Raw genomic sequence first — 24,858 nt, forward strand, 5'->3', positions numbered from 1 at the left:
ACGGGCACTTCACCAGAGGAGCAGGTGATCCTCCATACTACCGCATATCTGTCTTTGCCAGAGTCGCCAGAGGACAACCACCCGCAACCTGTCTTTACACCAGCAAGCGCCGGCCTGCCCCCTTAGCGCGGGTCGACCTCGATGAGATCATCGCGGTGGCGAGCAACAGCCTGCGGGATCAACGGCTCAGTGCCAGCACTTCTCGCCTGCATACGAGCGATCAGCAGGTGACGAGCCAGCGCAATGCCTGCGCCTACTATCAGACCGACAAGCACCCCACCGATCCCGAGCAACCACTTGCTGGGTGAAACAGGTGCAATAGGACTGACGGCACGCTGGTCGACATTGACCAACTTCAGGTCCTTGGCCTGCAGGCTCACTTGCTCCAAGGCGAACCGCTCGGCCTTGATGCTTGCAATATCCTGCAGGTACAGGTCTGCCTGTTTTCGCTGCTCCAACGCCTCAACCTCTCGATTGCGGTCAAGCAACTGCAGCTCCTTGGCAATCTGCGGAATTCGTGTGTCGGCAAAGTCGTCGGAGCGGCGCTGGAGCAATGCCGCGCGCTCAGCCTCAAGGGCATCGGAGCCCAGGAAGTACAGGGGGTCGCGACTGGTTACGTCGGCAACCACGACATTCGTTGCGTTGACTCCAGCACTGCCGGCTATCGAAGCCGGGGTCGACGGACGCTTGATGCCAAGCCGCCGAGCGATGAGCAACGCCTCATCCAGCTGCGCGATACGATTGGCGCGCAGGGTTTTCAGCTCGGTTCGGCGTGCGCGCAACTCATCAAGCAGTTGGGCACGTTTTACCGCATCCCGCTCACTCAGCGAGGCGATTTGAACCTCCTTGAGCATCTCGTAGGAAACTCTCGACTTCTCGAGCCTGGTATCCAGTTCCTTGAGCCGGTTGGCCACGACGGTAATGACGTCCCTATCGATTCGCTCACGCTCGACCAGTGTGGCCTGCTCTATCAAGCCGTCGATGATGGCAACCCCGTCGTCGCCGGCACGGTAGGTGAGGTCGAGGGTGAGCGCCTCGGGGCTTCCCTCGCCATTCGACGCACTGCTGCGGCGTACCTGAAAGGCATTGCGACCGAAGAGCTCGAAGCGTTGCTCCACGCTCAAGCCTGGAACCTGGAAAGAACTGAACTGTTCTGGATGGGCCTGGAAGTAGGCGAAGCGGGTGTCGTAGGACTCAAGTGCAGCACCGACCCGCTGCAGCGCCTGTTCAGGCTGAAGCTTGTAGACACCGGAGCGATTCAGGGCATCCAGCTCGAACTGTGCGACTGGACGCAGGACACTGGTGACCCGATAGCTGGGGGTCGCCATGTATCCATAGGCCAATGCAGCCAACGTAGTCACCGCCATCGTGCCGAGGATCAGACGCTTGCCCCGCCACAATGCGACCCCTGCGCTGAAGAGATCCAAACCTGAGGCGCCCACCACTGGAAAACGATTGATAACAGTCACGATCGACCTGCCTTAGAGCTGAAGAAATACTGCGGCAGGACCCATCCCATGGCTTGGCGTAAGGCATATCCGTGCCACTTTGTGGAAATGCAGGCCGTGCCCGCATGCAAGGAAAGGCTCGCATTATGGCAGCGAACGCCATTTATACAAGCGGCAGGCAGCGCCCTTGGCTACCACACAGAGTTGACAGTACAGTGTCACCCTCCCGCGTACCAGGCTCGAAAACCTGGCACCTCGAAGACAGGAAATTTCCTACGCAAACCAAAGAAAAATCAAATCATCCCACCGCGCTCCGCAAGTTCACCTGAAGGCACTGACTGGAGGCTTGACTAGACGCCCAGACCGAAAACGCTGAACCTCCCCCCCCTCAGCCTGCACATGGCCTACGGCCTGACTGAAGCATCACCGCCCTAGCGGGCGGCGCTTGTACATCAGGAGCACGCATGAAACACGAGCAGCTTGCGCTCAGCGAACCTTCTCCTCGGGCCCGACCAAGCGGCGAACCTGAACTGCCTGAATAAACTTCCGCGGTCGAAAATAGAAGATATTCTTCAGACCGAACGCCAGGTTCTCTGGCAGTACCTTGCGTGTGGAACGTGCCATCGCCAAGAAAGTCACAAGGAAGTTCGCGTACAAATCCGTGCGCAATTCCGGGTGACTGTCAAAGTAATCCGCAACGTCTCTAAAGTAAATCCTGTAGGCCTTGGTACGCCCCGCCAAGGTGGACAGATAAGAACCATTACCCGGATTGCAGCGATACATGACCAATGGCTTGTTGATGAACACACCGCGCCCGGAAGGAATCATGGTGTCCATCGCAAAGTACCACTCCATCGACTCCTGGGCAGCGGTCACCTTGCGAGCGGAACGGCGGTAGGCATAAGCACTGTGGACGCAAGTCGAACCCCAGCGGGCCAGCTCCGGCAGCGAAAAGAAGGTGTGATAAGGCGCCTCCTCTCCGGGATAGGGCGGTATTGACTGATAACTGCGATCATCAGAAAAGTACACAGCCTTGTGGAAAACGATGTTGACATCAGGGTACTGGACAAAAAGATCGTACTGTTCCTGGAGCTTCCCACTCATCATGATGTCATCGCCATCAAAGTGAAAAACCACATCCCCTGTCGCCAAGGCATGAACGGCATAATAATTATTTGACACACCCACATTTTGCTCACGCAAAACCAACTTCAAGCGTCCCGGATGCTTTTCAGCACATTCCCTAATAATACGCTGGGTACTATCGGTCGAGCAGTCATCAGAAACAATCACCTCAAGGTCAAAATTGACTTCCTGACCCAGGATACTTTCGAGACACTCTGCAATATAGCGCTCCTGATTGTAGCAGGAGACAACCACGGTTGCGCTCAACATCAAACCACCCTTTTCGTATAAATATAAAAACCAATGACAGAGCAGGCGAAATAAATAATATTCATTGCCAGGTGCGCAATGAATACGCCCTGCAGCCCCCACCCCTGCTTCAATGTCAGGGTACTGAACAGACAGAACAGGACCCCTTGACTTATCTCACCCAGCACATAGATCCGGGTCGCAGCCTTGGCGATCACCACAAAACCTATGACGTAGGAAGTCACCCTGAACAGGTCTCCCAGCAACTGATACTGGATAAAATCACCCAGCTCGGCAAAATCGGCTGACAACAATAGCGGAATGAAGAAGCTGCGCAGTCCGTAGAAGCCAATCGCACCCACACCAAACAGGCATATCGCCAGCACCATGAACTTGCGAACCACCGCCGCTACCTTGAGCCGATCCTGCAAGCCCGAAACGATCGGAATGAAGTACGCCGCGAGAAAGACCACGAAGAACCCCATGTAGGCACTGGACAGCTTGAGCGATGCCTGCCAGAGCCCGGCCGCTTGCAGCCCCGTATTCTCCAGCAACAGATTACGCACAACAATTTCTACAAGCGGTACGCTCACCGCGCCGACAGCAGCCATCAGCGTGAAACCCGAGAGCTTTGCAAATTGCGGCCGGTAGGCGATACGCCAGCGCACATGCCTACGCAGCCTTGAGCGGGCAAAGAAATACAACGCCGGCAGGCTGTATGACAAATAAAATACGATAATCGACAGCGCCGCCCCGACCAGGCCGAACTGACGGATCAGCAACCACGCCAGGGGTAGCGTGAGCAGATTACCCACGATCTGTATGGTCGCGTAAACGCGGGTTTCATGCAGGCCATTGGCAGTGCCATTGACGATATTGGTAAATGCGAAACCGAACTGCGCAACCCCCAGCACCACCATCAGCCAGGCGTATTCTCCCCCCAGCAAATAATGAGACAGCGGGCCGCTGAAGACTATCGTCCCCAGCAGAATCAGCGTGCACAGTCCCAGCGAATAGAGTCGCGCCCCTGCAAGAAACCGAAGCATCTGCTTCGGTTTGTGCCGATACTCGGCGACGTACTTGATGACACCGTTCTGGATCCCGCCGCCGGCCAGCAACGACAGGAACAGAACAGCGCTCATCAAGTTACCGAGCGCACCCAGCCCTTCCACCCCCAGGTAGACCGCGACCAGCTTCAGGAACAGAAAACCCACCAGAATTTTCGACAGATGGGACGCTGTCGTGAATAGCGCGCCGGCGAGCACCCCTATACGCTTGCGAACCGACTCGACTTCATCGCGAGAGGCGCTATTCGACATCGATCGATTTCACAACAGCATCGATGACCTGCTGAACTTCTTCATCAGACATGGCAATCCACAGCGGCAGGCGGAGCAGGCGCTCGCTTTCCCGGGTGGTGTGGTTGTCCACGCCATGGAAGCGCCCCAGGGACTTGCCGGCTGGCGCCGAATGCAGCGGAATATAATGGAACACCGCGCCGATACCCAGCTCGCGCAACCGGCTCAGGACGCTGGTTCGATGCTGAAGATCCCGCACCTTCAGGAAGAACATATGGGCATTGAAACGGCACCCCTCAGGCACAACACCTAGCTCGACAAGCCCTTTGCCCACCAGCGGCTGGAACGCGTCCCAGTAACGCTGCCAAATGGAAAGGCGCGTCTGGTTGATTTCATCGGCCTTCTCGAGCTGGCCGTAGAGATAGGCAGCCTGCAGCTCGCTTGGCAGATAACTGCTACCGACGTCTACCCAGGTGTACTTGTCGATCATCCCGCGGAAGAACTGGCTGCGATTGGTCCCTTTCTCGCGGATGACCTCCGCACGCCCGATGAACTGAGGATCATTGATAAGCAACAACCCACCTTCACCGCCACTGGTGTAGTTTTTTGTCTCATGGAAGCTGAACGCAGCCATGTGCCCGATGGTCCCCAGGGCTTTACCATGGTAAGTCGACATCATTGCCTGGGCTGCATCCTCGACCACATAGAGGTTGTGGCGCTTGGCGATATCCATGATGACGTCCATCTCACAAGCCACACCGGCATAGTGCACAGGAACAATCGCCCGAGTACGCGGTGTGACAGCCGCCTCGATCAAGGTCTCGTCAATGTTCATCGTATCGGGACGCACATCGACGAACACGATGGTCGCACCGCGCAAAACGAAGGCATTCGCCGTACTGACGAACGTATAGCTGGGCATGATGACTTCATCACCCGGCTTGATATCCAGCAGCAGCGCCGCCATTTCCAGCGCTTGCGTGCAGGAAGGTGTCAGCAAGGTCTTGTGACAGGAAAACCGCTCTTCAAACCACTGTTGGCATTTATGGCCATAAGCACCATCCCCGGACATCTTGTCGCTGCGCATGGCGGCCAGTACATGAGTGTCCTCGTTCCCGATATGAGGTGGCTTGTTAAATGGAATCATCTTCTAGTCCTTCAAGAGCGGCTTTTTCAGCGACAATACGTAAGTGCCGCACAACTAAACCAAGCTGACAACAACCTGCTTAAACACCGCGAAGATAATTGATCGCGACATCGCCAATGTACTTGCAACAAAACACCCTTCAAGGGCGCCTTCACGACTCATGCACAATGAGCCTTCCGCTCCGCGCAGCATTGTATGCTTGATGCCTCATCGCGTTACAGAACATCTCATTAAGCCTACGGACCGACTCCGACCTCCTGCCCGGAAAATTCGCTCCCCCAGCATCATCTCCTTTCGTCTGGCTCGCCGTCAGTTGACCTCACATTCGAAACCTGTCACTCCCGGCAGATTCATGGCAAAGGCTGGCTGAGCCGATTGAACGGAACATTACTTCAACGCCGCATAGGCGGTCACGTCGGATTGTTCAGATTTTTCCCATGCGAAAGAGCTTTTAACCTCGGTGATTCTGCCAATTTCCTGCAATAATTCAAGAGCCAATCACCGATGCACCTCGCCAACAGGAGCTCAAGAAACGCCCTCCGAGCACCCCGCCATTCCCTGTAAATACTGCTCCAGACAGCGACCCCACCCCGACGCCGGCGGCCAGCATTCGCCCTTCAGCCGCCCCAACAATGGACGCCGCAGGGCTTGCGGGCGCCGAGAAATCAAAGCTACCCTTCCCAGGCAGGTATCGCGCCCGGCACCGAGTCCGTCACATGAGCACAGCGACGCAGCCGCACAGGCGAGCAATCTCAGGGCACCCAACACCCCATCCGCACCGAGAATCACAATGCTTACAATTTTTGCAATGACCGAGAAGGGCCTTGCCTTTACCGAACAGGCCACCTCGAAATTCAAGGATATAATATCGCTAGTTGTCATCGGCCAAGACAGCGCCGTGGCAAATGACTACTCGGAACAGATTGCAGAAACATGCAAAGCCGCCGGCGTCGAGTTCATCTTCAAGAAAGACCACAGCCAGGTAACAAGCGAATATGTCATCGCCATCTCATGGCGCTGGCTGATCAAGCACCCCACCGACAAGCTGATTGTCTTCCATGATTCGCTGCTACCACGCTATCGTGGATTTGCCCCCTTGGTTAATGCGCTGATCAACGGAGAGAAAGAAGTCGGCGTGACCGCACTCTTCGGCGCCAGCGAGTATGACCGTGGCGATATCATCCAACAGGCGTCGACTACACTCCAATACCCCATCACCATAGCAGAGGCAATTACCGCCATTAACGCCTGTTATCTGGAATGCGGAATGGCCGTGCTCTCGACACTTGCCAGCGGTAACAAGCCGACGGCAAGTGCACAAGACCACAGCCTGGCCACCTACAGCCTCTGGCGCGACGATGACGACTATCAGATCGATTGGTCACTGCCCGCCGCAACCATTCGCCGCACGATTGATGCACTCAGCACCCCGTACCGCGGCGCTTTCTGCCGAGTCAACGGTACTCCCGCGCGCATTCTGGCGGCAGAAGAAGTAGAAGACGTCACGATCGAAAACCGCGACATCGGAAAAGTCATTTTCATCGAGGATGGGCTGCCGGTGATCGTCTGCGGTACAGGCCTGCTGAAAGTACTGAAGTGCTGCGACGACGACACGTCCGAGGACCTGCTCCCCCTCGCCCGATTCCGCTCACGCTTCAGCTGAAACACCGCACCAGACGCCTCCGGAAAAGAGCAGTCCAGATCCATGGCGCTCTTTTCGCCCCCACACACCGGCACTTAGAAAGGTGCTACGAAGCAACCAGCTCCACCTGGCACTCTTCGTAGCACAACATGCGTACCGCCCGAGCATTCGGACCACGAAAGACGCTCGTTAATTGTGCAAGGCTCGCCTGCGAATGAACAGGACACGCAGCACCGCCACACCAATCCCGAGCACGCCACCCGCGACCAAGCCGAGAATACCAATGATCTTCCTGTTGGGTCTTACCGGCTCATCCGGCAATTCAACAGCTCCGTCCTGTCGGTAGACTTTCACAACCTCCCCATCAACCTGCAAGGACTGGTAGAACGCCAGAGACTCCTGACGCTCGCGAAGATTGCGCACGAACGGATCATCAGAGGTACGATTGCGCAAATTGTCGATCTCAGCCTCCAACGCCTTGCTACCGCGCATGTAGATGAGCGACCCCTCCATACCTGCGGAGACTTCGCCAGAGAGGTTGTTCGCGATAATTGGCGGCCTTTCCAAGCCGATCGTTCGAGCCACTCTGAGCGCCTCGGCAAGCTGGACAAGCTGATCCTCGCGCAGCTTTCTCGCACCTTCCCGCGCGATGTTTATCTCCTGCTCGAGATTCTTCGCCTTGACCTTGGCGTCGGTCATTACATTTTCGACAATTTCATCTTCCCCCAGCCGCCCGGCCATTTCGACGTAGCGAGCCGCCCAATCGACAGCCCGCTTCGGATCCGAGGCCTCGACCTTGATGAAATGCCTGTCCGCCCCCTTCCCTGGATACCTGCCCCAAGGAGACCGCCGACAGATAGCGATCATATTGCTCATCCTGGGAGCCGCGGCGACGAGCCTCAGGCAAGGCTGGCAAGTAGGTTTCACGGAAGAACTTGCGTCGCAATGACTCCGACTGCAAGTTGCGCAGGTAAACATCAAAAACATCCTTGACGGTCAACATGACCAGGCCAGAACCCCCACCCCGCCCATAGTTCAACTGGGCGATATCATTCGAGGTGGGTGGCCGCACAAAAACCTTGACTTCGTATACAGGTTCCGCCAAGTAGGCATATAGCAAGGCGCCTGCTGCTACAAGTCCGGTCACAAGACCAATCAACAGCTTTTGCCCCCACAATGCCTCAGTCAGCTCAAACAGATCAATCTCATCACCACTCAGGCGCTCACGTTCATTGCGCATTTATTCTATTTTTCCTTGGGTCCGTCTGCATTGCATGAGTCACTGCACAGTAGAAATCCAGATTCACCTGGCTGGTGTTTGGCAATCTGGATTATCGATACACTTCCACAACCAGCAGCCTTCTATAGAGAAAGCAAGCCGCAATTAGTTCCGACCACCCGACCAACGCCCCGCAGCCCATCAACATCATAGGACGCGGGCGTGACACTTTGAACGCAATGAACAGCCTAACCTTGGCACCCACCTGGACACGGGCGTAGCTGGAAATGCCCTTCACGCACTCGTCAGGCAACACCGTCCATGGACGATAAACAGCCCAAAGCCTTGCCCTTGCCAATAGTGGTCAGACTGGTAACTCATTGTAAAGAGTAGACCATCAGGAACAGATGGCAGGTAGCATCGCAATATGGCCGAGCGCGCCATGAGAACCCCAAAGGCACTGCTGGCAGGCCTTGAGCAGGGCAATGAGGAGGGATCACCAAGACATCCATTCTTCCGAATCCTTCAACAGGCAAATTGACAAGCGAGGAATTACCTCACTTCTCAAGCTGCATTCAAATACGGAAAACTCTTAGTAACTTGTAGGAAATATCTTCAAGCTTCAGTACGCACGCCTTTCCGGCCACGTTCGCGAAGCTGGCGCCGCCCTCGCGCCACACCATAGGCACCCAGCATCGGCCCCACGGCCAAACCAATAACCAATGCCACCAACACCAACACTGCCACCGGCACGGACGGCGCCGACCAGCCAAAAAGCACCAAGGATACGGACTGCTGGTTCTCCAGCACAAAGAACAATACGACAGCCGCCAATAGCAGCACGAACAGCACCACCAGGGCGCGCTTTAGATTACGCATCAGGCCGCTCCTCCATTCAAGGGTGCTCATGCTCATCTTCATTGACCCGATCACGCAGCTCCTTGCCGGGCTTGAAGTGCGGCACATACTTGCCTTCGAGGCTGACCGACTGGCCGGTCTTGGGATTGCGCCCTACCCGCGGCGCGCGGTAGTGCAGGGAAAAGCTGCCAAAGCCACGGATCTCGATACGATCCCCGGTCGCCAGGCACTGCGACATCTGCTCGAGCATGGTCTTGATGGCCAGCTCGACGTCCTTGGACGAGAGCAGCCCCTGATGGGTGACAATACGTTCGATCAGCTCCGACTTCGTCATATTTTTCCCTTCGTTATCAAGCAGCTAGATCATTGCTTAATCAGTTTGTAGCACGCCCCGGCGGATTTGAACAGGGTGGTTCTTGACTAAACAAAAAAATTCAAGATAAGCCGCAGCACAGGCGATCCCCACCCTACACGAACGCGAGCGCACTGCGGCGCGACTTTGCCGGCGAGCGGTAAAGCCTACTGCTCGTACACCGCTCACGAGCCCAGAAACATCTACAAACCCTGTAGGAACAATCTGCTTCTGCTCGACTAGGCAAATCGCAGGCACAAAAAAGGGCGACCCGAGGGTCGCCCTTTTTACCGATCAAACAGAACTCAGTTCTGCTTGGCCATTGCTTCGCGCAGCAGCGCAGCCATGGTGGTGTCGGCAGCCGCTTCCGGAGCGTTTTTCAGGCTCTGGATGGCTTCGCGCTCTTCAGCGTCGTCCTTCGATTTGATGGACAGGCTGATAACGCGGGACTTGCGGTCGACGCTGATGATCTTGGCTTCGATCTCTTCGCCTTCCTTCAGCACGTTACGGGCGTCTTCAACGCGGTCACGGCTGATTTCGGAAGCTTTCAGAGTAGCTTCGATGTCGTCGGCCAGGGTCACGATAGCGCCCTTGGCGTCAACTTCCTTGACGATACCCTTGACGATAGCGCCCTTGTCGTTGACAGCAACGAAGTTGGAGAACGGATCGTCTTCCAGCTGCTTGATGCCCAGGGAGATGCGCTCGCGCTCTGGGTCAACCGACAGGATGACGGTTTCCAGCTCGTCGCCCTTCTTGAAGCGACGCACGGCTTCTTCGCCGGCTTCGTTCCAGGAGATGTCGGACAGGTGAACCAGACCGTCGATGCCGCCGTCCAGGCCGATGAAGATACCGAAGTCGGTGATCGACTTGATGGTACCGGTGATCTTGTCACCCTTGTTGAACTGGCCGGAGAAGTCTTCCCATGGGTTCGATTTGCACTGTTTGATACCCAGGGAGATACGACGACGCTCTTCGTCGATGTCCAGAACCATGACTTCCACTTCGTCGCCAACCTGAACGACTTTCGACGGGTGGATGTTCTTGTTGGTCCAGTCCATTTCGGAAACGTGCACCAGACCTTCAACGCCTTCTTCCAGCTCAGCGAAGCAGCCGTAGTCGGTCAGGTTGGTGACGCGAGCAGTCACGCGGGTGCTCTCTGGGTAACGGGCTTTGATAGCAACCCATGGGTCTTCGCCCAGTTGCTTCAGACCCAGCGAAACGCGGTTGCGCTCGCGATCGTACTTCAGGACCTTGACGTCGATCTCGTCACCAACGTTGACGATCTCCGACGGGTGCTTGATACGCTTCCAGGCCATGTCGGTGATGTGCAGCAGACCATCGACGCCGCCCAGGTCAACGAACGCACCGTAGTCGGTGAGGTTCTTGACGATACCTTTGACCTGCTGGCCTTCCTGCAGCGATTCCAGCAGAGCTTCGCGCTCGGCGCTGTTTTCGGCTTCCAGGACGCTGCGACGGGAAACGACAACGTTGTTGCGCTTCTGGTCCAGCTTGATGACCTTGAATTCCAGCTCTTTGCCTTCGAGGTGGGTGGTGTCGCGCACTGGGCGGACATCAACCAGGGAGCCCGGCAGGAACGCACGGATGCCGTTAACGTCGACAGTGAAGCCGCCTTTAACCTTACCGTTGATAACGCCCTTGACCACTTCTTCAGCAGCGAAAGCAGCTTCCAGAACAATCCAGCACTCGGCGCGCTTGGCTTTCTCACGGGACAGCTTGGTTTCGCCGAAGCCGTCTTCGACCGCGTCCAGCGCAACGTGAACTTCGTCACCGACCTTGATGGTCAGTTCGCCAGTTTCGTTGTAGAACTGCTCGAGCGGGATGACACCCTCGGACTTCAGGCCAGCGTGTACGGTAACCCAGTCGCCGTCGATGTCGACAACGATACCGGTGATGATTGCACCCGGCTGAAGATTGAGGGTTTTCAGGCTTTCTTCAAAGAGTTCTGCAAAGCTTTCGCTCATTTTAATTCCTGTAGATTCGGGCGAAAAAGACGCCCATAGCCACATTCCAGACAATGTGGGTTTCGTTAAGTTAAGAAGCGCTGACAGGACGTTGACTGGTGCCCCTGCCCGCTCTCCTCTCCATCAGGCCAGGTCGCGCAGGGCGAGCTCGCTTCTGATGCGTTGCAGCACCTGCTCGATGGACAACTCCGTGGAATCCAGCTGAATGGCATCGGCCGCCGGCTTGAGCGGGGCCACTGCGCGCTGGGTGTCACGCTCATCGCGCGCACGGATCTCATCTAGCAGACTTGACAGACTAACATCTTCACCCTTGCCCTTCAACTGCAGGTAGCGGCGACGGGCACGCTCCTCGGCACTGGCGGTGAGGAACACCTTGAGCGGCGCGTCGGGGAACACCACGGTACCCATGTCGCGACCGTCGGCGATCAACCCCGGGGCCTCGCGGAAGGCGCGCTGGCGCTGCAGCAGCGCTTCGCGCACGGCCGGCAGCGAGGCGACCATCGAGGCGCCGGCGCCGACGGTCTCGGTACGGATGACGTGGCTGACATCCTCGCCCTCGAGAATGATCTGCTGCAGCTTGCCCGGCTCGGCGGCGATGAACTGCACATCCAGATGGGCGGCCAGGGCCTTGAGCAGCTCTTCGTTGGTCAGGTCGACACCATGGTTGCTGGCGTTGAACGCCAGCAGGCGGTAAAGCGCGCCGGAGTCCAGCAGCTTCCAACCCAGCTCGCGGGCCAGCAGGCCCGCCACGGTACCCTTGCCCGAGCCGCTCGGCCCGTCGATGGTGATGACCGGTGCTTGGGAATTCACGACTTGCCCTCTTCGGCGACGCGGATGCCGACTTCCTTGCACAGCGCCAGGAAGTTGGGGAACGACGTGGCGACGTTGGCGCAGTCATGAATCACGATCGGCGCGCTGGCGCGCAGCGAGGCGATGCTGAAGGCCATGGCGATGCGGTGATCGCCGTGACCGTGCACTTCGCCGCCGCCGATCTGGCCGCCGTCGATGATGATGCCGTCCGGGGTCGGCTCGCACTTCACGCCCAGGGCGATCAGGCCGTCGGCCATCACCTGGATGCGGTCCGACTCCTTGACCCGCAGCTCTTCGGCGCCACGCAGCACGGTGCGCCCTTCGGCGCAGGCGGCGGCGACGAACAGCACCGGGAATTCGTCGATGGCCAGTGGCACCAGGTGCTCGGGAATATCAATGCCCTTGAGCTTGGCGCCGCGCACGCGCAGGTCGGCTACCGGCTCGCCGCCGACTTCACGCTGGTTCTCCAGGGTGATGTCGCCGCCCATCAGGCGCAGGATGTCGATCACGCCGGTGCGGGTCGGGTTGATGCCGACGTGCTCCAGAACCAGCTCGGAACCTTCGGCGATGGACGCCGCCACCAGGAAGAACGCTGAGGAGGAAATGTCCGCCGGCACTTCGATGCGGGTGGCGGTGAGCTTGCCGCCGGACTGCAGGGAGGCCACGGCACCGTTCGACTCGACCGCGTAGCCGAAGCCGCGCAGCATGCGCTCGGTGTGATCACGGGTCGGCGCCGGCTCGGTGACGGTGGTGGTGCCTTCGGCGTACAGGCCAGCCAGCAGCAGGCAGGACTTGACCTGGGCACTGGCCATCGGCAGAGCGTAGTTCAGCGCCTTGAGCTTGTGCCCGCCACGAATGGTCAGCGGCGGACGCCCTTCAGGGCCCGTCTCGACCACCGCGCCCATTTCGCGCAGCGGATTGGCCACGCGGTTCATCGGGCGCTTGGACAGCGAGGCGTCGCCGGTCATGGTGGTGTCGAACGACTGCGCCGCCAGCAGGCCGGACAGCAGGCGCATCGAGGTGCCGGAGTTGCCGACGTACAGCGGCCCGGGTGGCGGCTTGAGGCCGTGCAGGCCAACGCCATGGATGGTCACGCGGCCGTGGTGCGGGCCTTCGATGACCACACCCATGTCACGGAAGGCCTGCAAGGTGGCCAGGGCGTCCTCGCCCTCGAGGAAACCTTCCACCTCGGTGGTGCCTTCGGCCAGCGAGCCGAGCATGATCGAGCGGTGGGAAATCGACTTGTCGCCAGGTACGCGGATCCGTCCGGACACGCGGCCACCCGGTTGGGCCAGGAAAATCAGATCGTTGGCGTTCATAGCGTCCACATAGGCCCGGCGGGCCAGGATTTTACTGAAATGCTCGCGGGCAACCCGGGCGCGGGTGAACACGCCCAGCAATTGGTGCCCGTCCCCAGCATCGACCGCGTCGCGCAAGGCGTCGAGGTCGCTGCGAAATGTATCGAGAGTGCGCAGGACCGCCTCGCGGTTGGCGAGGAAGATGTCGTGCCACATGATCGGGTCGCTGCCGGCGATTCTCGTGAAATCGCGAAAGCCCCCCGCAGCGTACCGGAAGATCTCCAGGTTTTCATTGCGCTTGGCCAGCGAATCGACCAGGCCGAAGGCCAGCAGGTGCGGCAGGTGACTGGTGGCGGCCAGGACTTCGTCATGGCGCTCCACCGGCATGTGCTCGACATCGGCGTCCAGCGCGCGCCAGAGGCAATCGACCAGGTGCAGCGCTTGCGGATCGGTTTCCGCCAGCGGCGTCAGGATCACCTTGTGGCGACGGAACAACGCGGCATTGGAAGCCTCCACGCCACTTTGCTCGGAACCGGCGATCGGGTGTCCGGGCACGAAGCGCGGCAGGCGCTCGGCGAACGCTTCGCGAGCGGCGCGCACGACATTGCCCTTGGCACTGCCCACGTCAGTGATCACCGCGTCACCCAGGTCGAGCTGGGCGAGGCGGGCCAGGACTTTCTCCATGGCCAGGATCGGCACCGCCAGCTGGATGACGTCGGCGCCGACACAGGCGGCGGCCAGGTCGGCCTCGCAACGATCGACCACGCCCAGCACCACGGCCTGCTTGCGCGACTCGGCATCCAGATCGACGCCGACCACTTCGCGGCACAGGCCGCTTTCACGCAGCCCCTTGGCGAAGGAGCCGCCGATCAGGCCGAGACCGACCACGACCAGGCGACCGACAATCGGTGCGGATTTGTTTGTTACAGCATCAACCACGAGTGCGAACCCTGTTCAGAAATCAAGACAGCCTGTAAGCCCATCGCGGGACAAGCACGCTCCCACGAGGCCCGCGATGAACCTTGAAACATACGTCAGAGCACCGCCTTCGGATACGACCCCAGCACCTTCAGCGCCACAGCCTCCTGGCTGATCTGCTCCAGCACCGCCTTGATCAGCGGATCGCGGTGATGGCCGACGAAGTCGATGAAGAACACGTAGGTCCACTTGCCGCTGCGCGACGGACGGGTCTCGATGCGCGTCAGGTCGATGCCGTTCTCGTGGAACGGTACCAGCAGTTCATGCAGCGCGCCCGGCTTGTTGCTCATGGAAACGATGATCGAGGTCTTGTCGTCACCGGTCGGCGGCACTTCCTGGCTGCCGATCATGAGGAAGCGCGTGGAGTTGTCCGGGCGGTCCTCGATCTTCTCGGCCAGACGGGTCAGCCCGTACAGGTTGGCCGCCATGTCACCGGCGATCGCCGCCGAATTCCACTCGCCCTTGACCCGCTTGGCCGCCTCGGCGTTGCTGGAGACAGCCACGCGCTCGACGTTCGGGTAATGGGCATCCAGCCACTTGCGGCACTGGGCCAGCGACTGGGCATGGGAGTAGATGCGGGTGATGCTGTCGGTCTTGGTGTTCTCGCCCACCAGCAGGTGGTGGTGGATACGCAGCTCCACCTCGCCGCAGATGACCATGTCGTGCTCGAGGAAGCTGTCCAGCGTATGGCTGACCGCGCCCTCGGTGGAGTTTTCCACCGGCACCACGCCGAAGTTGACGGCACCGGCCGCCACTTCGCGGAACACCTCGTCGATGGCCGCCATCGGACGGCTGACCACGGCGTGACCGAAGTGCTTCATGGCCGCCGCCTGGGTGAAGGTGCCTTCCGGGCCGAGATAGGCGACTTTCAGCGGCTCTTCCAGGGCCAGGCACGAGGACATGATCTCGCGGAACAACCGCGCCATCTCTTCGTTGTCCAACGGCCCCTTGTTGCGCTCCATGACGCGCTTGAGCACCGCGGCTTCACGCTCGGGGCGATAGAACACCGGCGCCTCGCCTTCGGCCAGCGACGCGGTCTTGACCTTGGCCACTTCCTGGGCGCAACGGGCGCGCTCGCTGATCAGCTCGAGGATCTTCTCGTCGAGGCTGTCGATGCGCACGCGCAGGGCCTTGAGTTCCTGGTCGGACATCAGCCGTGCTCCTTCTCGAATTCAGCCATGTACTGCACCAGCGCCTCGACGGCCTCCAGGCCCAGGGCGTTGTAGATCGACGCGCGCATGCCGCCGACCGAACGGTGCCCCTTGAGATTGAGCAGGCCACGGGCGTCGGCGCCGGCCAGGAAGGCCTTGTCCAGGCGCTCGTCGGCCAGGCGGAACGGCACGTTCATCCACGAACGGGCGTTGTGGCTGATCGGGTTGGTGTAGAACTCGCTGGCGTCGATGAAGCCGTACAGTCGGTCCTTCTTGGCGCGGTTGCGCTGCTCCATGGCCTCGACGCCACCCTGCTCCTTGAGCCATTCGAACACCAGGCCCGAAAGGTACCAGGAATAGGTGGCCGGGGTGTTGTACATCGAACCGTTGTCGGCCGCGATCTTGTAGTCGAGCATGGTCGGGCAGCTGCTGCGGGCGTGGCCCAGCAGGTCTTCACGGACGATCACCACCACCAGGCCGCTAGGGCCGATGTTCTTCTGCGCGCCGGCGTAGATCATGCCGAACTGCGACACGTCGGTCGGACGCGAGAGGATGTCGGAGGACATGTCGACCACCAGCGGCACGTCGCCGGTCTCGGGCACCCAGTCGAACTGCAGGCCGCCGATGGTCTCGTTGGACGCATAGTGGACGTAGGCCGCGTTCTTGTTCAGCTGCCACTCGTTCTGGCCCGGGATGGCCAGGTAGTCGTAGGGCTTGGCGCTGGCGGCGACGTTGACGTTGCCGAAGCGACGCGCTTCCTCGATGGCCTTCTTCGACCAGATGCCGGTCTCGATGTAGTCGGCGGTGCCGTTCTCCGGCAGCAGGTTCAGCGGAATCTCGGCAAACTGCTGGCTGGCGCCGCCCTGCAGGAACAGCACCTTGTAGTTGGAGGGGACGGACAGCAGGTCGCGCAGGTCCTGCTCGGCCTTTTCGGCGATGGCCACGTAGTCGTCGCTGCGATGGCTCATTTCCATCACCGACAGACCCTTGCCGCGCCAGTCCAGCATTTCGGCCTGGGCACGCTGCAGGACAGCATCGGGAAGCGCGGCGGGGCCGGCGCAGAAGTTAAAGGCTCGTTTGCTCACATCCACTCTCGCTCTGCCAAATAGAACAAATCGTAAATCTTCGATGCCAGCGGAAACCCTGTGGGAGCGGGTTTACCCGCGAACAAGGGCGAAGCCCTTGCCATGCACCGCGGTGTCTTCTTCGCGGGTAAACCCGCTCCCACAGGTTATGCGACCAACCTGCGGATCGGGCCAGGCCCTTATCAGTCAAACGGGGCGACCTTGGTCGCCCCGTTCGGGTTGTTGCTTCGGTTATTCCTGAGGCGCCTCTTCGGCACCGGCGTTGTCCTCGCCCGCCGCATCGAGCGGGGCGCCCTCCTCGTCCGTCTCGACCAGGTCGTCGAGCTCTTCCTCGGATGGCTCCTGGACACGCTCCAGGCCTACCAGCGTTTCGTCGGTGGCCAGCTTGATCAGCGTCACACCCTGGGTGTTACGGCTCAGGCTGGACACCTCGCCGACCCGGGTACGCACCAGGGTGCCTTGGTCGGAAATCAGCATGATCTCCTCGCCTTCCTGCACCTGGATGGCGCCGATCAGCAAGCCGTTGCGCCCCTTGGTGCCCATGGCGATCACGCCCTGGCCGCCACGGCCGCGACGCGGGAACTTGGACAGCGGGGTGCGCTTGCCGAAGCCGCGCTCGGAGGCGGTGAGGATCTGCGCGCCGGACTCGGGAATCAGCATGGAGATGATCTGCTGACCCTTGCCCAGTTTCATGCCGCGCACGCCACGGGCGGTACGGCCCATTTCGCGGACCACGCTCTCGGCGAAGCGGATCACCTTGCCGGCGTCGGAGAACATCATGACTTCCTTGGCGCCGTCAGTGATGGCCGCGGCGATCAGGGTGTCACCTTCCTTGAGCTTGAGGGCGATCAGGCCATTGGAGCGCGGACGGGCGAACTGCACCAGCGGGGTCTTCTTCACGGTGCCGGAGGCGGTGGCCATGAAGATGTAGGCGCCGGTCGGTTCAGCGGCCCACTCAGGGGTGTCGCCGTCTTCCTCGTCGATCTCTTCGACTTCCACCAGCTCGCCTTCGATCACGCTGTCGTCGCTGTCTTCCAGCTCCTCGTCGGGATCTGCGTGCTGTTGCAGCGCTTCCAGGTCGACCTGCAGCATGGCGGTGATGCGCTCACCTTCCTCCAGCGGCAGCAGGTTGACCAGCGGACGACCGCGGGCGGCGCGGGAGGCCTCGGGGATTTCGTAGGTTTTCTTCCAGTACACCTTGCCCTTGCTGGAGAACAGCAGCAGGGTGGCGTGGCTGTTGGCGACCAGCAGGTGCTCGATGTAGTCCTCGTCCTTGACGCCGGTAGCCGACTTGCCCTTGCCGCCGCGGCGCTGGGCCTGGTAGGCGGACAATGGCTGGGTCTTGGCGTAACCACCGTGGGAGATGGTCACCACGCGCTCTTCTTCCGGGATCATGTCGCCGTAGTTGAGGTCGTGGCTGGCGTTGAGGATCTCGGTGCGGCGGGCATCGCCGTACTCGGCACGGATCGCTTCGAGTTCTTCGCGGATCACTTCCATCAGGCGCTCGGCGCTGCTGAGGATGCGGATCAGCTCACCGATCTGCTCGAGGATCTCCTGGTACTCGGCCAGCAGCTTCTCGTGCTCCAGGCCGGTCAGGCGGTGCAGGCGCAGCTCGAGGATGGCCTGGGCCTGCTCCGGCGACAGGTAGTACTTGCCTTCACGCAGGCCGTACTGCTCCGGCAGGTCTTCCGGACGGCAGGACTCGGCGCCGGCGCGCTCGACCATGACCTGCACCGCGCTGGACTCCCAGGCGGTGCTGATCAGCGCTTCCTTGGCCTCGGACGGGGTCGGCGAAGCCTTGATCAGGGCGATGACCGGGTCGATGTTGGACAGCGCGACCGCCTGGCCTTCAAGGATGTGGCCACGCTCGCGGGCCTTGCGCAGCTCGAACACGGTGCGGCGGGTAACCACTTCGCGACGGTGGCGAACGAACGCCTCGAGCAGGTCCTTGAGGTTCAGCAGGCGCGGGCGACCGTCGATCAGGGCGACGATGTTGATGCCGAACACGCTCTGCAGCTGGGTCTGCTGGTAGAGGTTGTTGAGCACCACCTCCGGCACCTCGCCGCGACGCAGCTCGATGACGATGCGCATGCCGTCCTTGTCGGACTCGTCGCGCAGCTCGGTGATGCCTTCGATCTTCTTCTCTTTGACCAGCTCGGCGATCTTCTCGATCAGCCGCGCCTTGTTCAGCTGGTACGGCAGCTCGGTGACGACGATCTGCTGGCGGCCACCGACCTTGTCGATGTCCTCGATCTCGGAACGGGCACGCATATAGATGCGGCCACGGCCGGTGCGATAGGCCTCGATGATGCCCTGGCGACCGTTGATCAGGCCGGCGGTAGGGAAGTCCGGCCCCGGGATGAACTGCATCAGTTCATCGACCGTGATGTCGGAGTTGTCGATCAGCGCCAGGCAGCCATCGATCACTTCGCCGAGGTTGTGCGGCGGGATGTTGGTGGCCATGCCCACGGCGATCCCGCTGGAACCGTTGACCAGCAGGTTGGGGATCTTGGTCGGCATGACCGCCGGGATCTGCTCGGTGCCGTCGTAGTTGGGCACCCAGTCGACGGTTTCCTTGTGCAGGTCGGCCAGCAGCTCGTGGGCCAGCTTGGCCATGCGCACTTCGGTGTATCGCATGGCCGCGGCGTTGTCGCCGTCCACCGAACCGAAGTTGCCCTGGCCATCGACCAGCAGGTAGCGCAGCGAGAAAGGCTGGGCCATGCGCACAATGGTGTCGTACACGGCGGTGTCGCCGTGCGGGTGGTACTTACCGATCACGTCACCGACCACACGGGCGGATTTCTTGTACGGCTTGTTCCAGTCGTTGCCCAGTTCGCTCATCGCATACAGAACGCGACGATGCACGGGCTTCAAGCCGTCACGCGCATCGGGCAGCGCTCGCCCGACAATAACGCTCATCGCGTAGTCGAGGTAAGACTGTCTCAGTTCGTCTTCGATATTGACCGGGAGGATTTCTTTGGCCAGTTCGCCCATGAGAAGCCTGATTCCTTTTTCTGGTGAAACTTCGCCTGATCCCTCGAAGGACGAACGAAGCTCGCCGCCGCAGCGCATATAGGGTGCGACGACTTACGACAAATCAATGAGTTGTGCCATGGATCTGCGCAATGAAGGCCACCGCAAAGAGCAGCCTTGGAAACTGCCGGATGGTATCACAAACACGGGACGCATGGGAGATGTGGCAGGTTGCCTTGCAGCGCCATCCAAACGGGTGAAAAAACGCCTCAATGGAGGCGTTTGCGGCACATCAACTGGGCGATTTTCGCCGTATCCGGGCGTTCGACCACACCCTTCTCGGTGACGATCACGTCGATCAGGTCCGCCGGGGTGACATCGACCACCGGGTTGTAGGCCTCGACGTCGGCCGTCACCTGGATGCCCGCCACTTCCAGCAGCTCTTCCTCGCCGCGGGTTTCCAGCGGAATGTCCTCGCCGGTGGCCAGGTTCAGGTCGATGCTGGTGCTCGGCGCCACCACCATGAAGCGCAGGCCGTGATGCATGGCGGTCACCGCCATCTGATAGGTGCCGATCTTCGCCGCCACGTCGCCATTGGCGGCGATACAGTCGGCGCCGACCACCACCCAGGTAATGCCCTTGGTCTTCATCAGGTGACCCATGGCCGCGTCGGCGACCACGGTCACCGGCACGCCGTCGGCGGCCAGCTCCCAGGCGGTCAGGCGCGAGCCCTGCAGCCAGGGCCGCGACTCGCAGGCGTAGACCTGCTCGACCATGCCTTCCAGGGTGGCGGCGCGGATCACCCCCAGAGCGGTGCCGAAGCCGCCGGTGGCCAGGGCGCCGGCGTTGCCGTGGGTAAGCAGGGCCTGCTCGCTGCCCTGGTGGCGGCGGATCTGCTCGACGCCGAACTGGGCCATGGTCAGGTTGGCCTCGCGGTCGCTTTCGTGGATCGCCACCGCCTCGGCCTCCATCACCGCCAGCACGTCCTCGCCGGGACGCAGGCGCTGCAGGCGTTCGCGCATGCGGTTGAGCGCCCAGAACAGGTTGGCCGGGGTCGGACGCGCCTCGCCCAGCAGCATGAAGTCCTCTTCGAGAGACTCCTCCCAACCGTCGCCCTCGGCCAGCCGCCGGCCCAACGCCAGCACCAGGCCGTAGGCGGCGCAAATGCCGATCGCCGGGGCGCCGCGCACGGCCATGTCACTGATCGCCTCGGCCACCTCGGCCGCCTCGGTGCAAGCCAGCCAGCACTGCTCCAGCGGCAGCAGGCGCTGGTCGAGCAGATACAGCACGCCGTCGCGCCATTCGATGCCCGTCACCGTCTCCGCCGCCATCAGTTGCTCGCGCATCGCCTCTCCCCGTCGCCCTGGCATCAAAAGCCGGCGATTATAGCGACCCTCAGCCGCGGACGCTCGGGTATACTGCGCGTTTAGCCGAAACGATCCAGGTATATGCCGCGCATGCCCATCGCCACTCCCCTCCTCGACCTGCTGCTTGTGCCGGACTGGCTGGTCCCCGTGGAGCCGGCCGGCGTGGTGCTAGAGGGCCATGCACTGGGCGTGGTGGACGGCCGGATCGCCTGGCTCGGCCCCCGCGAGCGGGCACCCCAAGCCAGGGAAGTGCGCGAACTGCCCGATTGCGTGCTGACGCCCGGGTTGGTCAACGCCCATGGTCACGCCGCCATGGCCCTGTTCCGCGGCCTGGCCGACGACCTGCCGCTGATGACCTGGCTGCAGGAACACATCTGGCCGGCCGAGGGCCGCTGGGTGGATGAAGCCTTCGTGCGCGACGGCACCGACCTTGCCATTGCCGAGCAGCTCAAGGGCGGCATCACCTGCTTTGCCGACATGTACTTCTTCCCCCGCGAGGCCTGCGACCGCGTGCACCAGAGCGGCATCCGCGCGCAGATCGCCGTGCCGTTGCTGGACTTCCCGATCCCCGGCGCGCGCACCCCGGACGAGGGCCTGCACCTGGCCATCGAGCTGTTCGGCGACCTGCGGCACCACCCGCGCATCACCGTCGCCCTCGGCCCGCACGCGCCGTACACGGTCAGCGATGCGAACCTGGAGAAGATCCGGGTGATCGCCGACCAGCTCGACGCACCGCTGCACATGCATATCCACGAAACCGCCGGAGAAGTCGAGCAGGCGCTCAAGGACAACGGCGAGCGCCCGCTGGCCCGCCTCGCCCGCCTGGGCCTGCTGGGGCCAAACCTGCAGGCGGTGCACATGACCCAGGTCAGCGACGAGGATCTGGCCCTGCTGGTAGAAAGCAACACCAGCGTGGTCCACTGCCCCGAATCCAACCTCAAGCTGGCCAGCGGCTTCTGTCCGGTGGAGCGCCTGTGGCAGGCCGGGGTGAACGTGGCGGTGGGCACCGACGGCGCCGCCAGCAACAACGACCTCGACCTGCTCGGCGAAACCCGTACCGCCGCGCTGCTGGCCAAGGCCGTCGCCGGCTCGGCCACCGCCCTGGACGCCCACCGGGCGCTGCGCATGGCCACGCTCAACGGCGCCCGGGCGCTGGGTCTGGAGGCGACGACCGGCTCGCTGGAAGTGGGCAAGGCCGCCGACCTGGTGGCCTTCGACCTGTCGGGGCTGGCGCAGCAGCCGGTGCACGACCCGGTCTCGCAACTGATCTACGCCACCGGCCGCGATTGCGTGAAGGACGTCTGGGTCGCCGGCCACGCCCTGGTGCTGGACCGCCGCCTGACGCGGATGGACGAGCAGGCCCTGGCCGCCAATGCCCGCGCCTGGGGAGCCCGCATCGGCGGGCGCAACGAATAACCGGGCGCCAGCCACGGCTGGCGCCCCGTGACACTTTCATAGAAGCTTCAGAGGACTGTTCAGATGAGCAACGTCGACCACGCCGAAATCGCCAAGTTCGAAGCCCTGGCCCACCGCTGGTGGGACCGCGAGAGCGAGTTCAAGCCACTGCACGACATCAACCCGCTGCGGGTCAACTGGATCGACGAGCGCGTCGCCCTCGCCGGCAAGAAGGTGCTGGACGTCGGCTGCGGCGGCGGCATCCTCAGCGAGGCGATGGCCCAGCGCGGCGCCACCGTGACCGGCATCGACATGGGCGAGGCGCCACTGGCGGTGGCCCAGCTGCACCAGCTGGAGTCCGGCGTGGCGGTGGAATACCGGCAGATCACCGCCGAGGCCCTGGCCGAGGAGATGCCTGAACAGTTCGACGTGGTCACTTGCCTGGAGATGCTCGAGCATGTGCCCGATCCTTCGTCGGTGATCCGCGCCTGCTACCGCATGGTCAAGCCGGGCGGCCAGGTGTTCTTCTCGACCATCAACCGCAACCCCAAGGCCTACCTACTGGCGATCATCGGCGCCGAGTACATCCTCAAGATGCTGCCGCGCGGCACCCATGACTTCAAGAAGTTCATCCGCCCCTCCGAGCTGGGCGCCTGGAGCCGCGCCGCGGGCCTCGAGGTCAAGGACATCATCGGCCTGACCTACAACCCGCTGACCAAGCACTACAAGCTGAACAACGACGTCGACGTCAACTACATGATCCAGACCCTGCGCGAGGAATGAGCATGCGCCTGCGAGCAGTACTCTTCGACATGGACGGCACCCTGCTGGACACAGCGCCCGACTTCATCGCCATCTGCCAGGCGATGCTCGCCGACCGCGGCCTGCCGGCCATCGACGACGCGCGCATCCGCGAGGTGATCTCCGGCGGCGCCCGCGCCATGGTCGCCGCGACCTTCGCCATGGACCCCGAGGCCGACGGCTTCGAGGCCCTGCGCCTGGAATTCCTCGAGCGCTACCAGCGCGACTGCGCGGTGCACAGCAAGCTGTTCGACGGCATGCCGGAGCTGCTGGCCGACATCGAGAAAGGCAACCTGTTGTGGGGCGTGGTCACCAACAAGCCGGTGCGCTTCGCCGAGCCGATCATGCAGCGCCTGGGCCTGGCCGAGCGCTCGGCCCTGCTGATCTGCCCGGACCACGTGAAGAACAGCAAGCCCGATCCCGAGCCGCTGATCCTGGCGTGCAAGACCCTGGACCTGGACCCGGCCAGCGTGCTGTTCGTCGGCGACGACCTGCGCGACATCGAGTCCGGCCGCGACGCCGGCACCCGCACTGCGGCGGTGCGCTACGGCTATATTCATCCAGAGGACAACCCCAACAACTGGGGCGCCGACGTGGTGGTGGACCACCCGCTGGAACTGCGCAAGGTGATCGACAGCGCGCTGTGCGGCTGCTGAAGAACCAACAGTCATAGACGCCCGTGGGAGCGGGCTTGCCTCGCGAGGCTGCCCGCCCAGGCAATGATGGTGTCCGCCCTGACGCCATCGCGGGGCAAGCCCGCTCCCACGGAGCTATGCCATCAACAGGGAACCCGTTATGTTCGACTACACCGCCCGCCCCGACCTGCTCAAGGGCCGGATCATCCTGGTCACCGGCGCCGGCCGCGGCATCGGCGCCGCCGCCGCCAAGGCCTACGCCGGCCTGGGCGCCACCGTGCTGCTGCTGGGCAAGACCGAGGCCAACCTCAACGAGGTCTACGACCAGATCGAGGCCGCCGGCCACCCGCAGCCGGTGGTGATCCCGTTCAACCTGGAAACCGCCCTGCCCCACCAGTACGACGAACTGGCGGTGATGATCGAGGAGCAGTTCGGTCGCCTCGACGGCCTGCTCAACAACGCCTCGATCATCGGCCCGCGCACGCCGCTGGAGCAGCTGTCGGGCGACAACTTCATGCGCGTGATGCACATCAACGTCGACGCCACCTTCATGCTGACCAGCACCCTGCTGCCGCTGCTCAAACTGTCGGAGGACGCCTCGGTGGTGTTCACTTCCAGCAGCGTCGGGCGCAAGGGCCGGGCCTACTGGGGCGCCTACGGCGTGTCGAAGTTCGCCACCGAGGGGCTGATGCAGACCCTGGCCGACGAGCTGGAAGGCGTGGCGCCGGTGCGCTCGAACAGCATCAACCCGGGCGCCACGCGCACGGCGATGCGCGCCCAGGCCTATCCGAGCGAGAATCCGCAGAACAACCCGCTGCCCGAGGACATCATGCCGGTGTACCTGTACCTGATGGGGCCGGACAGCAAGGATGTGAACGGGCAGGCGCTGAACGCGCAGTAATACCGAAAACACCGATCGCGGAGCAAGCCTGCTCCCACGCCTCGTGCCGCGTGGGAGCAACTGGCTTGCTGAGATTTTTCAACCGGCGCGATCTCTGTAGGAGCGGCCTTGCGTCGCGAAAGGGCCGCAAAGCGGCCCCGGCGA

At 61.7% G+C, this 24,858-nt stretch carries 20 protein-coding genes; 5 read left to right on the top strand and 15 right to left on the bottom strand.

The window, feature by feature from the left end:
• Positions 1-122: 122 nt before the first annotated feature.
• From ACZ899_RS12135 to rffA, 4 genes are all read right to left on the bottom strand, one after another.
• A complete protein-coding gene (locus tag ACZ899_RS12135) occupies positions 123-1,469 on the bottom strand; it encodes a Wzz/FepE/Etk N-terminal domain-containing protein (protein WP_234562421.1) in 1,347 nt (448 codons plus the stop codon).
• A 465-nt stretch (positions 1,470-1,934) separates the two neighbouring features.
• The gene (locus ACZ899_RS12140; protein ID WP_232856428.1) at positions 1,935-2,843 is read right to left on the bottom strand and encodes a glycosyltransferase; all 909 of its coding nucleotides are present in this window, start codon (positions 2,841-2,843) and stop codon (positions 1,935-1,937) included.
• Positions 2,843-4,141, bottom strand: coding sequence for an O-antigen translocase (locus ACZ899_RS12145; RefSeq protein ID WP_234562420.1), 1,299 nt, complete (start codon positions 4,139-4,141; stop codon positions 2,843-2,845). Before ACZ899_RS12145 ends, ACZ899_RS12140 begins: the two co-directional genes overlap by 1 nt.
• A complete protein-coding gene (gene rffA / locus ACZ899_RS12150) occupies positions 4,131-5,267 on the bottom strand; it encodes a dTDP-4-amino-4,6-dideoxygalactose transaminase (RefSeq protein WP_234562419.1) in 1,137 nt (378 codons plus the stop codon). The genes ACZ899_RS12145 and rffA overlap by 11 nt, the downstream gene beginning before the upstream one ends.
• A gap of 790 nt (positions 5,268-6,057) precedes the next feature.
• Here rffA and ACZ899_RS12155 point away from each other — a divergent pair.
• Entirely contained in the window at positions 6,058-6,930 is an 873-nt protein-coding gene (locus ACZ899_RS12155; RefSeq protein WP_234562418.1) for a methionyl-tRNA formyltransferase, read from the top strand.
• Positions 6,931-7,098: 168 nt separating this feature from the next.
• Here the strand turns inward: ACZ899_RS12155 and ACZ899_RS12160 are convergent, their stop codons facing one another.
• The 11 genes from ACZ899_RS12160 to mtnA form a co-directional block, all read right to left on the bottom strand.
• Complete coding sequence (locus ACZ899_RS12160) at positions 7,099-7,608, bottom strand: hypothetical protein (protein WP_485627597.1); 510 nt, start codon at positions 7,606-7,608, stop codon at positions 7,099-7,101.
• A 16-nt stretch (positions 7,609-7,624) separates the two neighbouring features.
• Entirely contained in the window at positions 7,625-8,149 is a 525-nt protein-coding gene (locus ACZ899_RS12165; RefSeq protein ID WP_485627598.1) for a Wzz/FepE/Etk N-terminal domain-containing protein, read from the bottom strand.
• A gap of 594 nt (positions 8,150-8,743) precedes the next feature.
• The gene (locus tag ACZ899_RS12170) at positions 8,744-9,007 is read right to left on the bottom strand and encodes a lipopolysaccharide assembly protein LapA domain-containing protein (protein WP_232856450.1); all 264 of its coding nucleotides are present in this window, start codon (positions 9,005-9,007) and stop codon (positions 8,744-8,746) included.
• Positions 9,008-9,023: 16 nt separating this feature from the next.
• Entirely contained in the window at positions 9,024-9,320 is a 297-nt protein-coding gene (gene ihfB, locus ACZ899_RS12175) for an integration host factor subunit beta (RefSeq protein WP_203647627.1), read from the bottom strand.
• 323 nt (positions 9,321-9,643) lie between these two features.
• Entirely contained in the window at positions 9,644-11,320 is a 1,677-nt protein-coding gene (rpsA, locus tag ACZ899_RS12180; RefSeq protein WP_046856619.1) for a 30S ribosomal protein S1, read from the bottom strand.
• Positions 11,321-11,443: 123 nt separating this feature from the next.
• A complete protein-coding gene (gene cmk, locus ACZ899_RS12185) occupies positions 11,444-12,130 on the bottom strand; it encodes a (d)CMP kinase (protein WP_203647628.1) in 687 nt (228 codons plus the stop codon).
• A complete protein-coding gene (locus ACZ899_RS12190; RefSeq protein ID WP_234562425.1) occupies positions 12,127-14,334 on the bottom strand; it encodes a bifunctional prephenate dehydrogenase/3-phosphoshikimate 1-carboxyvinyltransferase in 2,208 nt (735 codons plus the stop codon). The genes cmk and ACZ899_RS12190 overlap by 4 nt, the downstream gene beginning before the upstream one ends.
• A gap of 128 nt (positions 14,335-14,462) precedes the next feature.
• A complete protein-coding gene (gene pheA, locus ACZ899_RS12195; protein ID WP_028690825.1) occupies positions 14,463-15,557 on the bottom strand; it encodes a prephenate dehydratase in 1,095 nt (364 codons plus the stop codon).
• A complete protein-coding gene (serC, locus tag ACZ899_RS12200) occupies positions 15,557-16,642 on the bottom strand; it encodes a 3-phosphoserine/phosphohydroxythreonine transaminase (protein WP_234562416.1) in 1,086 nt (361 codons plus the stop codon). The genes pheA and serC overlap by 1 nt, the downstream gene beginning before the upstream one ends.
• 231 nt (positions 16,643-16,873) lie before the next feature.
• Positions 16,874-19,636 carry a DNA gyrase subunit A gene (gene gyrA / locus ACZ899_RS12205; RefSeq protein ID WP_234562415.1) on the bottom strand — a complete coding sequence of 921 codons (2,763 nt, stop codon included), beginning with the start codon at positions 19,634-19,636 and terminating at the stop codon, positions 16,874-16,876.
• Positions 19,637-19,884: 248 nt separating this feature from the next.
• Entirely contained in the window at positions 19,885-20,961 is a 1,077-nt protein-coding gene (gene mtnA, locus ACZ899_RS12210; protein ID WP_234562414.1) for an S-methyl-5-thioribose-1-phosphate isomerase, read from the bottom strand.
• Between the two features lie 111 nt (positions 20,962-21,072).
• On the opposite strand from mtnA, the gene ACZ899_RS12215 reads away from it, so the two are divergent.
• The 4 genes from ACZ899_RS12215 (at position 21,073) to ACZ899_RS12230 (ending at position 24,714) form a co-directional block, all read left to right on the top strand.
• The gene (locus ACZ899_RS12215) at positions 21,073-22,398 is read left to right on the top strand and encodes a TRZ/ATZ family hydrolase (RefSeq protein ID WP_234562413.1); all 1,326 of its coding nucleotides are present in this window, start codon (positions 21,073-21,075) and stop codon (positions 22,396-22,398) included.
• A gap of 63 nt (positions 22,399-22,461) precedes the next feature.
• Positions 22,462-23,160, top strand: coding sequence for a bifunctional 2-polyprenyl-6-hydroxyphenol methylase/3-demethylubiquinol 3-O-methyltransferase UbiG (ubiG, locus tag ACZ899_RS12220; protein WP_050704607.1), 699 nt, complete (start codon positions 22,462-22,464; stop codon positions 23,158-23,160).
• Positions 23,161-23,162: 2 nt separating this feature from the next.
• Positions 23,163-23,834, top strand: coding sequence for an N-acetylmuramic acid 6-phosphate phosphatase MupP (mupP, locus tag ACZ899_RS12225; protein ID WP_102684341.1), 672 nt, complete (start codon positions 23,163-23,165; stop codon positions 23,832-23,834).
• Between the two features lie 139 nt (positions 23,835-23,973).
• Positions 23,974-24,714 carry a YciK family oxidoreductase gene (locus tag ACZ899_RS12230; protein WP_203647634.1) on the top strand — a complete coding sequence of 247 codons (741 nt, stop codon included), beginning with the start codon at positions 23,974-23,976 and terminating at the stop codon, positions 24,712-24,714.
• The last annotated feature ends 144 nt before the right edge of the window (positions 24,715-24,858 follow it).

Source organism: Pseudomonas sp. TE31087 (assembly GCF_057284075.1).